The 12,873-nt window shown below is 69.4% G+C and carries 16 protein-coding genes and 1 pseudogene; 5 read left to right on the top strand and 12 right to left on the bottom strand.

The window, feature by feature from the left end; genetic code table 11:
• Together P409_RS12660 and P409_RS12655 are read left to right on the top strand one after the other, a co-directional pair.
• The coding region (locus tag P409_RS12660) for a GGDEF domain-containing phosphodiesterase (RefSeq protein WP_034836582.1) at positions 1-1,081 on the top strand (1,081 nt) is incomplete at its 5' end.
• A 242-nt stretch (positions 1,082-1,323) separates the two neighbouring features.
• Positions 1,324-1,722 carry a response regulator gene (locus P409_RS12655; protein ID WP_161790389.1) on the top strand — a complete coding sequence of 133 codons (399 nt, stop codon included), beginning with the start codon at positions 1,324-1,326 and terminating at the stop codon, positions 1,720-1,722.
• 130 nt (positions 1,723-1,852) lie between these two features.
• Here the strand turns inward: P409_RS12655 and P409_RS12650 are convergent, their stop codons facing one another.
• From P409_RS12650 to P409_RS12620, 7 genes are all read right to left on the bottom strand, one after another.
• Positions 1,853-2,329, bottom strand: a complete 477-nt coding sequence (locus P409_RS12650) for an SRPBCC family protein (protein ID WP_034836578.1) — start codon at positions 2,327-2,329, stop codon at positions 1,853-1,855.
• Positions 2,326-2,676, bottom strand: coding sequence for an ArsR/SmtB family transcription factor (locus P409_RS40340; RefSeq protein ID WP_238578672.1), 351 nt, complete (start codon positions 2,674-2,676; stop codon positions 2,326-2,328). Before P409_RS40340 ends, P409_RS12650 begins: the two co-directional genes overlap by 4 nt.
• Entirely contained in the window at positions 2,673-3,137 is a 465-nt protein-coding gene (locus P409_RS40335; protein WP_034836576.1) for a VOC family protein, read from the bottom strand. Before P409_RS40335 ends, P409_RS40340 begins: the two co-directional genes overlap by 4 nt.
• Before the next feature lie 115 nt (positions 3,138-3,252).
• On the bottom strand, positions 3,253-3,750 hold the full coding sequence (locus P409_RS12635) for a hypothetical protein (protein ID WP_034836573.1): 498 nt from the start codon (positions 3,748-3,750) through the stop codon (positions 3,253-3,255).
• 25 nt (positions 3,751-3,775) lie between these two features.
• The gene (locus P409_RS12630) at positions 3,776-4,792 is read right to left on the bottom strand and encodes an ABC transporter substrate-binding protein (RefSeq protein WP_034836570.1); all 1,017 of its coding nucleotides are present in this window, start codon (positions 4,790-4,792) and stop codon (positions 3,776-3,778) included.
• Positions 4,793-4,805: 13 nt separating this feature from the next.
• Positions 4,806-5,600 (bottom strand): ABC transporter permease, encoded by a 795-nt coding sequence (locus P409_RS12625; RefSeq protein ID WP_034836590.1) that lies wholly within the window; start codon positions 5,598-5,600, stop codon positions 4,806-4,808.
• Positions 5,590-6,420 carry an ABC transporter ATP-binding protein gene (locus P409_RS12620; protein ID WP_081991462.1) on the bottom strand — a complete coding sequence of 277 codons (831 nt, stop codon included), beginning with the start codon at positions 6,418-6,420 and terminating at the stop codon, positions 5,590-5,592. Before P409_RS12620 ends, P409_RS12625 begins: the two co-directional genes overlap by 11 nt.
• A 163-nt stretch (positions 6,421-6,583) precedes the next feature.
• Here P409_RS12620 and P409_RS12615 point away from each other — a divergent pair, with 163 nt between their 5' ends.
• Positions 6,584-7,594, top strand: coding sequence for a zinc-binding alcohol dehydrogenase family protein (locus P409_RS12615; protein WP_034836567.1), 1,011 nt, complete (start codon positions 6,584-6,586; stop codon positions 7,592-7,594).
• A gap of 10 nt (positions 7,595-7,604) precedes the next feature.
• On the opposite strand, the gene P409_RS12610 is transcribed toward P409_RS12615, so the two are convergent.
• Both P409_RS12610 and P409_RS12605 read right to left on the bottom strand, forming a co-directional pair.
• Positions 7,605-7,937 (bottom strand): hypothetical protein, encoded by a 333-nt coding sequence (locus P409_RS12610; protein ID WP_034836564.1) that lies wholly within the window; start codon positions 7,935-7,937, stop codon positions 7,605-7,607.
• Between the two features lie 102 nt (positions 7,938-8,039).
• The gene (locus P409_RS12605; RefSeq protein ID WP_034836562.1) at positions 8,040-8,381 is read right to left on the bottom strand and encodes a hypothetical protein; all 342 of its coding nucleotides are present in this window, start codon (positions 8,379-8,381) and stop codon (positions 8,040-8,042) included.
• A 261-nt stretch (positions 8,382-8,642) separates the two neighbouring features.
• Here P409_RS12605 and P409_RS12600 point away from each other — a divergent pair, with 261 nt between their 5' ends.
• Both P409_RS12600 and pyrB read left to right on the top strand, forming a co-directional pair.
• A complete protein-coding gene (locus P409_RS12600; RefSeq protein ID WP_161790388.1) occupies positions 8,643-9,659 on the top strand; it encodes a sugar-binding transcriptional regulator in 1,017 nt (338 codons plus the stop codon).
• A 62-nt stretch (positions 9,660-9,721) separates the two neighbouring features.
• Positions 9,722-10,780: an aspartate carbamoyltransferase gene (gene pyrB, locus P409_RS12595; RefSeq protein ID WP_034836559.1), complete on the top strand. Its 1,059-nt coding sequence runs from the start codon at positions 9,722-9,724 to the stop codon at positions 10,778-10,780.
• 143 nt (positions 10,781-10,923) lie between these two features.
• Here pyrB and P409_RS12590 read toward each other — a convergent pair whose 3' ends face one another.
• The 3 genes and pseudogenes from P409_RS12590 to P409_RS12580 form a co-directional block, all read right to left on the bottom strand.
• Positions 10,924-11,787 (bottom strand): carbohydrate ABC transporter permease, encoded by an 864-nt coding sequence (locus P409_RS12590; protein WP_081991459.1) that lies wholly within the window; start codon positions 11,785-11,787, stop codon positions 10,924-10,926.
• Positions 11,787-12,674 carry a carbohydrate ABC transporter permease gene (locus P409_RS12585; protein ID WP_034836557.1) on the bottom strand — a complete coding sequence of 296 codons (888 nt, stop codon included), beginning with the start codon at positions 12,672-12,674 and terminating at the stop codon, positions 11,787-11,789. The genes P409_RS12590 and P409_RS12585 overlap by 1 nt, the downstream gene beginning before the upstream one ends.
• Positions 12,675-12,678: 4 nt before the next feature.
• Positions 12,679-12,873 (bottom strand): annotated as a pseudogene (locus tag P409_RS12580) (hypothetical protein); the annotation flags it as partial.

The raw sequence follows: 12,873 nt of genomic DNA, 5'->3' as shown, positions 1-12,873 counted from the left end.
CCGGGCCCTGTCGACCGAGGCCTTCGTGGCCCGGCTGGGCGGCGACGAGTTCGCCGCCATCGTCGCCGCCGATGCCGGCACGGCGACGGCCGCCGCCGGGCGGATCACCCGGGCGCTGAAGGAGCCGGCGATGCTGCGCGGCTACCGGCTGCCGATCTATTGCAGCATCGGCATCGCCACCTGCCCGGACCATGAATCCGACCCGGCCCTGCTGAAGCGCCTGGCCGACATGGCGATGTACTACGCCAAGCAGTCGGCCACCGGCATCGCCTCCGCCGCCACGCCGGAGGTGCGCCGCGCGATGTCGATCTCGGCGGTCGAGTTCGACATCCCGGCGGCGCTGCAGTCGAACCAGATCGGCCTGGTGTTCCAGCCGCGGGTCAACCTAGTCAGCGGCCGGGTCACCGGCTTCGAGGCGCTGGCCCGCTGGAACCACCCGACCCTCGGCGTGCTGGCGCCCAGCCATTTCATCCCCTGGGTCGAGCGGCGGCCCGACCTGGCGCTGAAATACACCGAGTGGCTGCTGCAATCGCTGGCGGACACGCTGATCGAGCTGCCGCGCGACGCGCTGGTGCCGATCTCGATCAACATCCCGGTCTCGGTGATGCAGTCCGACGCCGTGTTCACCGCGATGCTGAGCCGCATGAGCGAGGCGGGGCTGCCGCTGAGCCTGCTGCAGATCGAGATCGTCGAGCGCGCCCTGACCCGCATGCCGGCCGAGGTCGAAGCGGTGGTGGAGCGCATGGTCGGGCTCGGCATCGCCTTCGAGCTGGACGATTTCGGCAGCGGCGAGGCCAATCTGGCGGCGCTGTCGCGGCTGCCCTTCTCCGCCATCAAGATCGCCGGCGAGATCGTGCAGACCGTGGCGACCGACCCGCGCTGCGAAAGGCTGATCGACGGCGTCGCCCGCTTCGCCGAGACCTTCGGCGTCTCGCTCTGCGCCGAGCATGTCGAGAGCCCGGCCCAGCGGGACATCCTGCGGCGGCTCGGCGTCGAGCAGGGACAGGGTTATCTGTTCGGCCAGCCCATGCCGGCCAGCGCGCTCGCCGCCGCCATCCGTACCGATCATCGCGGCGCATAGCGTGGGGAATCGAACGATGGTAACGTTCACACGAGACGCCGGGAACCATTTGCCGTCGTATTGATTATCTGCAATTCCTCGCCGGCCGGGATGGCCGGCCTTCAGCACGGGCAGGGCATGCCGACCACGGACAGCGGAGCAGCAGCGGGAAATGCGTCATGTCGGAAACCGCCGGCCTCGCCTTCGGGGAAGACGCTCGTGATCCGACGGGTTTTTCGGCCGTGACCGGGCAGGCCGGGCCGATGAAGATCCTCCTCGTCGACGACGACGAGCTGTTCCTGGAATTCGCCGCCGCGATGCTGCGGGCCGACGACATCGCCGTCGAGACCTGCGCCAGCGCCGCCGAGGCCATGGCCGCGCTGCATCTCGAGGATGGCGGCCAGCCGGCCGGGGATTTCGACGCCGTGCTGATCGACATCGTCATGCCCGAGGTCTCCGGCACCGAGCTGTGCTCGCTGATCCGCGGGCATGGCGGCTATGGCGACCTGCCGGTGATCATGATCAGCGCCACCCGCGACATGAGCCTGATCGACCAGGCCCTGACCGCCGGCGGCTCCTCCTACATCCAGAAGCCGATCCAGGCCGCCACCTTTGCCGGGGAGATCCGACAGAAGGTGGCGGAGGCACGGGGGCCACGATAGGGAACCAGGAATGAACCGTCATTGCGAGCGCAGCGAAGCAATCCAGGGGCCGCACGAACCGGCGCTGGATTGCTTCGTCGGCTTCGCCTCCTCGCAATGACGCGTTTTTTCGAGAGAGGATGAGGCAAAGCTACCCGTCGAACCGCGCCGCTTCCCGATAGGACCCGAGCAGGGCCTGCCACCATTCGCCGTGGCGCTGCAGGAAGATCCCGTCGGGGAAGCGGTGCCGGGCGACATGCTGCTGGGGCACGCTGTCCCAGCCGCGGTGCTCGACGGTCACCCGCGTCTGGTCGCCGACCGGGTCGAACCGGACCTCGACCTCGGTGGCCTGGTCGGGCGCGAAGCTGGCCTGCCGCCAGGAGAAGACCAGGCGGCTTCCCGGTTCCCACACCAGGATCCGGCCGATCTCGAACACCCGGCCGTCCACATATGTCTCGGTGAACCGGCCGCCGGGCCCCTGCTCGAAACGCAGCATGCCGGGCGCGCCCGGGCTGAACCGGAACAGGGCGTTCGGCCGCCACCACAGGCCGATGTCGCGGACGAAGGCGGTGAAGGCCCGTTCCGGCGTCGCGTCGACGCGCAGCGAAACCAGGATCCTGGACGTCATTCCGGTCGCTCCAGATGCGCCTTGAACGCGGCGAGCTGGTCGACCCAGAGCCGTTCGGTCTCGGCCAGCCAGGCTTTCAGATCGGCCATCGGTTCCGGCCTCAGGCTGTAGATGCGGACACGGGCATCGAACTCCGGATGCGCCTCCTCGACCAGCCCCCCCGCCTTCAGCGTCCGCAGGTGGCGGCTGAGCGCCGGCGGGTTGAGGCCCAGTGCCTCCGCCAGCTCCCCCGCCCGCCGCGGCCGCTCGCGCAGCAGCTCGACCACCCGCCGACGATGCGGATCGGCCAGCGCCGCCAAGGTGCGGTCAAGCACTGTCTGGTCGAGGCTGGCGACGGCGGCCTTCACATCCAGCCTTCGATCTTCAGCCCCGAGGCCTGCTCCGCCTCCTCGCGCGAGACCTGGCGGATGGCCTGGCCGAAGACCCAGACATGGCCTTCCGGATCGGTCGCGCGATAGGTGCGGTCGCCGTAGAACTGGTCGGCCGGATCCTGCGGGACCACCGCCCCCGCGGCCCGCGCCCGGGCGCAGTGCCCGTCGATGTCGCGATCGACCCGGACATGGAGCATCTGCGTGTTCTTGCCGCCGATCGAGGCCGGGCTGGCGACGAACTCGGCCCATTCCGACCCGACATAGATCAGCCCGTCGCCGCCGACCCGCATCTCGGAATGGGCCAGATTCCCGTCCTGGTCGGTGATCACCATGCAGCGCTCGAAGCCGAAGGCCTTCTCCAGCCAGTCGAGGGCGGCCCAGGGGTCCTTGTAGAACACGCTCGGCGTCAGCGCCGGGCGCGAGACGGACTCAGCCATGGCTCATCTCCTTCACCAATCTAGAAATATTTAACGATATGGAGAAATATCGAGTCAAGAGTTCTCGGTCCCTACCACACGGCAACGGCGGCAGCGGGAGGCGCCGGAACGGTGCCTAGCGGCCGATCACCTTGGCCGACACGGCCTTTACGAGCGTCTCGGCATTGCTCCGGGCGGTATCCGCGTCGGCGGCAATGGACCGGATCGTCAGGAGATCGCCGTCGCGCAGGATGACGGCGGTGGACCCCGTATGGGATCCCATTGGCCATGTGGTCAGCCACCCCACCGCGGGCGAGACGTTCAACTCTGTCAGGCTGCAGGCCGGGTCCTTGGCCTGGCAGAGCCGTTCCAGATCGGTCATCGAGGTCTGGCCCGAGCGGACGCGCTGCTCCGTGCCGTCGGTCTGGCGGCCGAGCAGGATGTCGATCATCGGTCCGCCCTTGCAGCCGGAGCAGAACAGCGTGACGCGCTCGGGGGCCACCCTGTGGATGAAGCCGGCCCCGAGCGCGGTGCTCGCATCGTCCGCTATGGTCGACAGGTCGCGGACGGCGAAGCCCTCGGCATGCGCTTCCGTCGCGACAAGAGCGGCAAGGCTCAGGATCAGGAAACGCATCGTCGGGCTCCGTTCCGTCGTGATCCTACTTGATCGCCTGCGCCTTCTCGGCGAAGCGCGGGTCCCAGGTCTTGGACAGGTCGATCTGGGCGTCCTTCAGCTCCGGGCTGAAGCGGTGCAGGATGTCCAGCGCGGTCTGCATCCCCTCCGGCTTGATCAGCCCGTCGCGGGAGTACATCGGCAGCGAGTTCTGCACCGACTGGACGTAGAGGCCCCGGTCGCCGAGCAGGAACTCCTCCGGCACCACGGCCGCGACGTCCTCCGGCTTGGCGGTCGCCAGCCAGCGCAGCGACTTCATGAAGGCGTTGACCAGCGCCTGCGCCGTTTCCGGGTTCTCCTCGATGAAGTCTTCCTTGGCGTAGAGCACCGCCGCCGGCACCGGGCCGCCGAACACCGACTTCACCCCCTCCTCCGTCCGGGTGTCGATCAGCACGTCGGCGGCGCCGCTGGACTGCAGCTTGGAGATCACCGGGTCGAGATTGGCCATGGCGTCGATCTCGCCATGCTCCATCGCCGCCACGGCGCTGGGGCCGCCGCCGACCGAGACGAAGGACACGTCCTCCGGCGTCAGCCCTTCCTTGGCCAGCAGCGCGTTGACGAAGAAGTTGGTCGAGGAGCCTGGGGCGGTGACGCCGATCTTGCGGCCCTTCAGGTCGGCCACCGACTTGATCTCGCCGGCCAGCGACTTCCGCACCACCAGCACGATGCCGGGGAAGCGGCCGAGCTCGATCAGCGCCCGGATGTCCTGGCCCTTGGCCTGCATCAGGATGGTGTGCTCATAGGCGCCGGTGGTGACGTCGGTCGACCCGCCCATCATCGCCTGCAGGCTCTTGGCGCCGCCGGCGAAATCGCTGATCTCGACGTCCAGCCCCTCCTCCTTGAAGAAGCCCTTCTTCTCCGCGATCGTCAGCGGCAGATAGTACAGGAGCGGCTTGCCGCCGACGCCGATGTTGACATGCGTCTTCTCCGGCGCCGCCACAGCCGCCGGCGCCGCCAGCGCCAGGCCGAGGACCAGCGCCATTCCGCGCAGCAGGGTCTTCATCCGTTTCCTCCCGTCATCCCTGGGCCGAGGCGCTGCCCGCGCTCTCCGGCCGCCACACCAGATGCCGCCGCTCGATCACCGAGACGGCGGCGTCGATCGCCACCACGAAGGCCGACAGCACCAGCATGCCGGAGAACACGCCGACCACGTCGAACACGCCCTCGGCCTGGGCGATGCGGTAGCCGAGCCCCGCGGTGGCGCCGAGATATTCGCCGACCACGGCGCCGACCAGGGCGAAGCCGACCGAGGTGTGCAGGCTGGAGAACACCCAGGACAGCGCCGAGGGCAGGTAGACATGGCGCAGCAGCTGCCGGTCATTCATCCCCAGCATCCGGGCATTGGCCAGCACGGTCGGGCTGACCTCGCGCACGCCCTGGTAGACGTTGAAGAAGACGATGAAGAACACCAGCGTCACGCCCAGCGCCACCTTCGACCAGATGCCGAGGCCGAACCACAGCGCGAAGATCGGCGCCAGCACCACCCGGGGCAGCGCGTTGGCGGCCTTGATGTAGGGGTCGAACACCGCCGCCGCCATCGCCCGCCGGGCGAACCAGAAGCCCAGCGCGACGCCTCCAAGCGAGCCGATGGCGAAGGCCAGCACCGTCTCCAGCAGGGTGACGCCGAGATGCCGCCAGATCACGCCGGAGGCGAAGTCCTTCCAGGTGCGCTCGATCACGCTCAGCGGCGTGGCGAAGAAGAACGGGTCGAGGATCCTGGTCGCCGTCAGGATGTGCCAGGCGAGGAGGCAGATCACCGCGACCGCGATCTGCCAGGCCAGGATGCGGCCGCGGCTCCCCTCAGACGACATCGCCATAGGCCTTCATCACCTCATCCTTCAGCGCCGCCCAGATCGCCCGGTGCAGCGCCACGAATTCGGGATCGTGGCGGGATTCCGCCAGCTCGCGCGGCCGGGCCAGCCCGACCCGGTGGTCGGCGATGATCCGCGCCTGCGGCCCGGCCGACAGCACCACCACCCGGTCGGCCAGGGCGATCGCCTCCTCCAGGTCATGAGTGACGAACAGCACCGCCTTGCGCTCGGCCGACCACAGCGACAGCAGCAGATCGCCCATCACGATCCGGGTCTGGGCGTCGAGCGGCCCGAACGGCTCGTCCATCAGCAGCAGCTTCGGCTCCAGGATCAGCATCTGGGCCAGGGCGACGCGCTTCTTTTGGCCGCCGGACAGCTGGTGCGGGTAGCGGTCACCCATCGACGCCAGCCCGACCCGCGTCAGCCAGGACTGCGCCCGATCGCGGGCCTCCTTCGCCGCCACGCCGCGCACCGCGAGGCCGACGGCGACGTTGTCGCGCGCGGTCTTCCACGGCATCAGCGGGTCGGCCTGGAACAGGTAGCCGGCGTCGCGGTTCAGCCCCTGCAACTGCTTGCCGAACACGGCGCAGCCGCCGGAGGCCGCCGGCACCAGGCCGGCGGCGACGTTCAGCAGGGTCGACTTGCCGCAGCCGGTGGGGCCGACGATGGCGGTGAACTCGCCATCCGCCACCACCAGGTCGGTCTCGCCCAGCGCGACGTAGCGGCCGCCGCCCTTCAGCGGATAGGCGACCGAGATCCCGGAAAACGCGATGGCCGGCGGCGCATTCCCGCTGCGTGCCGCCTCGGCGACTCTCTGCACTCCTGGCTTCCCCCGGATGGTCGGCCCTGGACGGGCCTCTGGGACTCAAGGCCGCAAGTCTGTCCCAGATCCGGCCCGGCTTTCCAGTCAAACGCGCTCGACAATCGCGATTTGTCCGATCAATTTGGGACCACCCCACTGCGAAGCCCGACATGGACCGACGATGAAAGCGATCCTCTGCGAGAAACCCGAGGCCCTGCGCCTGATCGACCGGCCGGAGCCGCAGCGCCGCCCGGGCGAGGTGCTGGTGCGGATTCGCCGGGTCGGCATCTGCGGCACCGACTATCACATCTACAAGGGCAACCAGCCCTATTTCGAGTATCCCCGCGTGATCGGCCACGAGCTGGGCGCCGAGGTGGTGGAAGCCGATGCCGGCAGCGCCTTCCGCCCGGGCCAGGTCGTCGCCATCCAGCCCTATCTGCATTGCGGCACCTGCGGCGCCTGCCGCCGCGGCCGCACCAATTGCTGCCGCACCCTGTCGGTGCTGGGCGTGCATCGCGATGGCGGCCTGTGCGAGTTCCTGTCGCTGCCGGAGGAGAATGTGGTCCCGGCCAAAGGCTTGAGCCTGGACCAGGCGGCGATGGTGGAGTTCCTGGCGATCGGCGCTCATGGCATTCGCCGCGGCGCCCCGGGCACGGGCGACCGGGTGCTGGTGGTCGGCGCCGGGCCGATCGGCATCGCCGCCACCATCTTCGCCAAGCTGCGCGGCGCCCATGTCAGCGTGCTGGACCTGAACCCCGGTCGCCTGGCCTTCAGCCGCGACGTGCTGAAGGCCGATGCGGTGTTCGAGGGTGGCGGCGACATCGACGACCGGCTGAAGCAGGCGACGGACGGCGCGTTCTTCGACCTGGTGGTCGACGCCACCGGCAGCCCGGCGGCGATGCGCAAGGGCTTCTCCTATGTCGGCCATGCCGGCAGCTACGTCCTGCTCAGCATCGTCATGGGCGAGATCGGCTTCTCCGACCCCGAATTCCACAAGCGCGAGACCACGCTGCTGGCCAGCCGCAACGCCACCCGCGAGGATTTCGAGCATGTGCTGGCGTCGATGCAGGCCGGCCATGTGCCGACCGATGCGCTCGGCACCCATCGCGGCGTCCTGGCCGAGGTTCCGGCGCTGGTGCCAGGCTGGAGCCGCCCGGAGGCCGGGGTGATCAAGGCGCTGGTCGAGGTGTGATCCGGCCCCTCTAGCCGAACTCCGCCGCGAGGCCGGAAGCGGCCTCCTGCTCGGCCTCGGCGAGCAGGTGCTGGAGCCCCTGGCGGATGCTCCTGGCCTCCTGGCTCGTCATCGGCATCGCCGGCATCTCGCCGGCGAAGGCCGCCGCGCGGCGGTCATGCGGCAGATCCAGATAGTTGAGCGCCGAGATGGCGCCCTCCGGGATATTCCGGAGCAGGAAGTCATATCCCCGGCGCAGGAAATGCACCTCCCAGCGATCCTGCACGCGGTCGAGCCTCTCCAGGTACCGCTTCGCCAGCGGTGCCGAGAACAGATCGTAATAGCTGCGCTTTCCCACGGACATCGACGGTCCTCGGCTGATTCGGCAGTGGGGTCCGACCCGGCGTCACCTTGGGCGGGCGGCCGTTAGTCCTCCGTGAAGCCTGCGTGCTCCGGGCGATCACGGTCAGGGTGCGGCCGGCGGCCTGTCCTCGGCCGGGCGGAACGGCCGGGTGCGCAAATCGAGCCGCCGCTTCAGCCGCCGGATCTCCTCCTGCAGCCGGGCATTCTCGCTGCGCAGTTGCCGCATCCGGGAATCCGCCGCGGCCAGCCGGTCGGTGAGCGGGTCCATCCATTGCGACCGGATCGGTCGCGACACCCGGGCCGGCGCCAGCAGGTCCCACCACGTCCAGCCGCTGCCGCGCACCAGCCTGTCCGCCGCCAGGGCCGCGGCCGCCCGTTCCCCGTCATGGTCGGAGCCGAGCATACCCAGGATCCGGATCAGTCGAGTCAGATCGCCCTTGCGCATTCCGCCTCCCCCTGTCGCCGCACGTCCCCTGAGATGGCCGCGGGGCCGCCGCCGGCAACCTTCCGCCCGCCCGGGTCTGGCCTGCCGTTTCCCGGCTGGTCCGGCGCCGCCGGGTTTGCTATGGTCCCATCATCGAAAACGCAGCGGGCCGCTCCGGAACTCCGGCGCGGCCCGTTCCGTTTCCGCAGCGTCTGCGGGACCGCTTGCAGCGGGCCGCCCCTGCCCCCACCATGGCGGCCGGGAAATGCCGGACCGGACATGATGAGCGAGACGCGCCGCCGCCTGGAGACCGTGAAGACTCGCCGGCGGCTGCCGGAGGCGGAGTCGGCCGACCCGCCGGTCGACCCCGAGGAACAACAGCAGATCCGCATCGCCTGGGCCTATTTCGTCGAGGGCCTGACCCAGGCGGAGATCGCCGAGCGGCTGGGCCTGACCCGGCTGCGGGTGAACCGGATCCTGCAGACCTGCCGCGAGGCGGGGGTGATCCAGATCCGCATCCAGTCGCCGCTGGCCTCCTGCGTGGCGCTGGAGCGGACGCTGATCCGCCGCTACGGGCTGCGCGACGCGGTGGTGGTGCCGACGCCGCGTGACGAGGACAAGATCCGCGCCGCCATCGGCGTCGCCCTCGGCGGCTATGTCGAGAACGCGGTGCATGACGGCATGCTGGTCGGCATCGGCTGGGGCCTGACCCTGCGCCTGGGCCTGCAGTCGATGCGGCGACGCCGGATGACCGACCTGTCCGTCGTCTCACTGATCGGCAGCATGACCCGCGGCTCGGGCGAGAACACCTTCGAGATCGTCTCGCGCTTCGCCGACCTGCACGACGCCGACCGCTTCTACCTGGCCGCCCCGGTCTATGCCGATGACGAGGCCCAGCGCGACAGCCTTCTCGGCCGCGGCGTGCTGCGCGACATCACCGACAAGGCGAAGTCGGCCGACCTGGCCCTGGTCAGCGTCGGCAACGTCTCCGACCAGAACCTGATGCTGGCGCTGGGCGTGGTCGACCGCGAGGTCGCGGCGCTGCGGGCGGCCGGCGCCGTCGGCGACGTGCTTGGCACCTGGCTGGACGCCGAGGGCCGGCCGGTCGATCACCCGCTGAACCGGCGCATGGTGGCGCTGTCGCTGGACGACCTGGCCCGGATCCCGACCGTCGTCCTGGCCTCCGGCGGCAGCTACAAGTTCGAGATCATCCGCGCCGCGCTGCGCCGCCGCTGCGTCAACGTCCTGATCACCGACGAGAAGCTGGCGGAACGGCTTGCGGAAGACGGCGAAGGCTGAGATGACTGGGCTCCGCATCGGCACCCGGCCCGGGTGCCTTCTCCGGATGGCGGGCTGACATCATGGATTTTCAAGGCAGGCACTTCCTCTCGACGCGCGAGCTGACGCTCGACTCGCTCGCCGCGGTGTTCCGCGTCGCCGACCTGCTGGCCCCGGTGGCCCAGGGCCGCGCCACCACGCGGGTGCTGGAAGGCGCGGTGCTGGGCAGCTTGTTCTTCGAGGCGTCGACCCGCACCCGGCTGAGCTTCGAGGCCGCCTTCCAGCGCCTCGGCGGCGCCATCGTCAACACCACCGGCTTCACCTTCTCCTCGATCGCCAAGGGCGAGTCGATCTACGACACCGCCCGGGTGGTCGCGGGCTATGTCGACGCGGTGGTGATGCGCCATCCGGAGGAGCGGGCGATCCACGAATTCGCCGCCGCCACCCACATCCCGGTGATCAATGGCGGCAACGGCGCCGGCGAGCACCCGACCCAGGCGCTGCTCGACATCTATACGATCGAGAAGGAATTCGCGCGCATCGGCCGGCCGGTGAACGGCGCCCGCATCGCCCTGGTCGGCGATCTGAAATACGGCCGCACCGTGCATTCGCTGATCCACATCCTGTCGCTGTACCAGGGCCTGACCCTGAGCCTGGTCTCGCCGGAGCCGCTGCGCATGCCGGCCGAGCTGGTCGAGCACGCCCGCAGCCGCGGCCACACGGTCGAGGAGCATGACGAGGTGCCGCGCGGCGTCGCCAAGGCCGACCTGATCTACGCGACGCGGGTGCAGAAGGAGCGCTTCGCCGAGGGCGAGTTGTCGGCCGACTACGCGCCCGATTTCCAGATCAGCCTGGGCATCCTGAACGCCCATGGCCTGCCGCACACGGTGGTGATGCATCCGCTGCCGCGCGACAGCCGGCCGGGCGCCAACGACCTGGCGCAGGACCTGAACACCGATCCGCGCCTGGCGATCTTCCGCCAGACCGACAACGGCGTGCCGGTGCGCATGGCGCTGTTCGCCCTGACTCTCGGCGTGGCCGACGGCATCGAGAAGACCTTCCAGCCGGCGCGCTGGTGGCGGCCGGAGCGGATCGGCCCGGACGACGCGGAGTTCTATCGGCCAGGGAAGGCCGGGGCGTAAGGTCTTTCGATCACGCCCCCTTATCTGTCATTGCCGGGCTTGACCCGGCAATCCAGGGGCCACCGAGAGCCGCTCTTGAAAGCCCCTGGATCCTCGGGTCAAGCCCGAGGATGACAGATGAAAATGTACCCCTTTCCAGCGTCCTACTTCACCGCCCCCATGGTCAGCCCCCGGACCAGCTGGCGCGACACGATCAGGGCGAAGACGATGACCGGCAGCACGATCAGCGTGCCGGTGGCCATGATCTGGCCCCAGGGCAAATCGTAGCCGCTCATGAAGCTGGTCGCCGCCACCGGCGCGGTGCGGCTGGCGCTGCGCGTCAGCACCAGGGCGTAGAGCAGCTCGTTCCAGGAGAAGATGAAGGAGAAGATCGCCGAGACGGCGACGCCCGGCGCCGCCAGCGGCAGAGCGATGCGCCAGAACACGGTGAAGCGCGAGGCGCCGTCGATCCGCGCCGCGTCGTCCAGGTCGCGCGGGATGCCGCGGAACTGGTCGGCGCAGATCCACACCACGATTGGCAGGTTGAAGGTCAGGTACAAGAGGATCAGCACCAGATGGGTGTCGATCAGGTTCAGGTTGCGGGCCAGCAGGAAGATCGGCAGCGCCAGCACGATCGGGCTGACCATGCGGTTGGTGATGAACCAGAACCACAGGTCGGACTTGCCGCGGAACTCGAACCGCGCCAGGGCATAGGCCGCCGGCGTGCCCAGCAGGATCGCCAGCGCCGTGGTCGACACCGCGACGATGATCGAGTTCAAGAGGCTGGGGCCGACATCCTTCGGGCCCAGCACGGTGCGGTAATGCTCCAGCGTCGGCTCGAACAGCCAGGCCGGCGGCGAGGCCAGCGCCACCGCCTGGTCCTTCAGGCTGGTCGTCACCATCCAGTAGAACGGGAAGACGCAGATGAGCGCGATCGCGATCAGCGCGATCGCATGCCAGGGCGACACCCGGATGCGGGCCTTGGCCGGCCGAGCCTCGGCCCGCGCCGTTGCGGTCGCGGCCACCATCACTCGACCTCCTGGTAGACGAGGCGGATATACATCCGCGACAGCACGATGGTGAGGACCAGCAGCAGGATCGCCTGAGCCGAGGCGACGCCCTGGTCGAAGACCCGGAAGCCGATGCGCTGGATGGTGATCGAGATCAGCTCGGTCGCCGCGCCCGGCCCGCCGCGGGTCAGGGTGAAGATCATGTCGAACAGCTTCAGCGTGTCGGCGGTGCGCAGGATCAGCACGGCGGTGATGCCCGGCAGCAGGAAGGGCAGTTGGACATGGCGCAGGATGTGGCGGAAGCGCTTCGTCTCCAGCCGCGCCGCCTCCTCGATCTCCGGCGGCACCATGGTCAGCCCGGCCAGCAGCACCAGGGCGCAGAACGGCGTCCACTGCCAGATGTCCATCAGCGCGATCGAGACGAAGGCCCAGCCCGGATCGCCCAGCCACTCGATGGGACCGATCCCGACCAGGCCGAGGAACCAGTTCACCACGCCGAAATCGCGGTTGAAGATCAGCCGGCCGATCAGCCCGACCACGGCATAGGTGGTGGCCATCGGGATGACGAGGCTGAGCCGGGCCAGCGTCTTCAGCAGGGACAGGCCCGGCTTGTGCAGCAGCAGGGCGACGCCGAGGCCCAGCAGCAGCTCCGCCGGCAGCACGATCACCAGGAATAGCAGGGTGCGGCCCAGCGCGTCCCAGAAGGTCGGGTCGGTCAGCACCGACAGGTAGTTGCCGAGGCCGACGAAGGGCGTCCCCTCGCGCGGGATCTTCGGCAGGATCACCTGGTGCAGCGAGTTCCACAGCGCGTAGAGCGTCGGGAAGATGCCGATCGCGAACAGGGCAATCACGGCCGGGGCGAGGAACCAGACCGGGGTCCAGCGGCTGTCGAGGCGGTGCGCCATGGGTCTACTCGAGATTGGTGTGCCGCGCCCGCATCGCCTCGGGCGCGACGCCGAGCCGATCGCGCAGCCTGAGCACGACCAGCTCGAACAGCAGGAACTGCGCGCCCTCGTACAGGCTGCCCATCGGCAGCACCGAGGCGACGGCCGGGCCGGTGTCGTCGGCCCCCATATCGTCAGCCATGGTCTGGGCCGGCAGCAC

Origin of the sequence: Inquilinus limosus MP06, assembly GCF_000767795.1 — a bacterium.
Classification (GTDB): Bacteria; Pseudomonadota; Alphaproteobacteria; order DSM-16000; family Inquilinaceae; genus Inquilinus; species Inquilinus limosus_E.
The sequence above is the reverse complement of the archived record's forward strand: the minus strand, read 5'-3'. Positions and strand labels throughout refer to the sequence as shown.

Bases quoted from the DNA above. Each gene is read 5' to 3' on its own strand.
- P409_RS12655 (WP_161790389.1), top strand. From the start codon at position 1,324: ATGAAGATCCTCCTCGTCGACGACGACGAGCTGTTCCTGGAATTCGCC.
- P409_RS12650 (WP_034836578.1), bottom strand. From the start codon at position 2,329: ATGACGTCCAGGATCCTGGTTTCGCTGCGCGTCGACGCGACGCCGGAA.
- P409_RS40335 (WP_034836576.1), bottom strand. From the start codon at position 3,137: ATGGCTGAGTCCGTCTCGCGCCCGGCGCTGACGCCGAGCGTGTTCTAC.
- P409_RS12635 (WP_034836573.1), bottom strand. From the start codon at position 3,750: ATGCGTTTCCTGATCCTGAGCCTTGCCGCTCTTGTCGCGACGGAAGCG.
- P409_RS12630 (WP_034836570.1), bottom strand. From the start codon at position 4,792: ATGAAGACCCTGCTGCGCGGAATGGCGCTGGTCCTCGGCCTGGCGCTG.
- P409_RS12625 (WP_034836590.1), bottom strand. From the start codon at position 5,600: ATGTCGTCTGAGGGGAGCCGCGGCCGCATCCTGGCCTGGCAGATCGCG.
- P409_RS12615 (WP_034836567.1), top strand. From the start codon at position 6,584: ATGAAAGCGATCCTCTGCGAGAAACCCGAGGCCCTGCGCCTGATCGAC.
- P409_RS12610 (WP_034836564.1), bottom strand. From the start codon at position 7,937: ATGTCCGTGGGAAAGCGCAGCTATTACGATCTGTTCTCGGCACCGCTG.
- P409_RS12605 (WP_034836562.1), bottom strand. From the start codon at position 8,381: ATGCGCAAGGGCGATCTGACTCGACTGATCCGGATCCTGGGTATGCTC.
- P409_RS12600 (WP_161790388.1), top strand. From the start codon at position 8,643: ATGAGCGAGACGCGCCGCCGCCTGGAGACCGTGAAGACTCGCCGGCGG.
- pyrB (WP_034836559.1), top strand. From the start codon at position 9,722: ATGGATTTTCAAGGCAGGCACTTCCTCTCGACGCGCGAGCTGACGCTC.
- P409_RS12590 (WP_081991459.1), bottom strand. From the start codon at position 11,787: ATGGTGGCCGCGACCGCAACGGCGCGGGCCGAGGCTCGGCCGGCCAAG.
- P409_RS12585 (WP_034836557.1), bottom strand. From the start codon at position 12,674: ATGGCGCACCGCCTCGACAGCCGCTGGACCCCGGTCTGGTTCCTCGCC.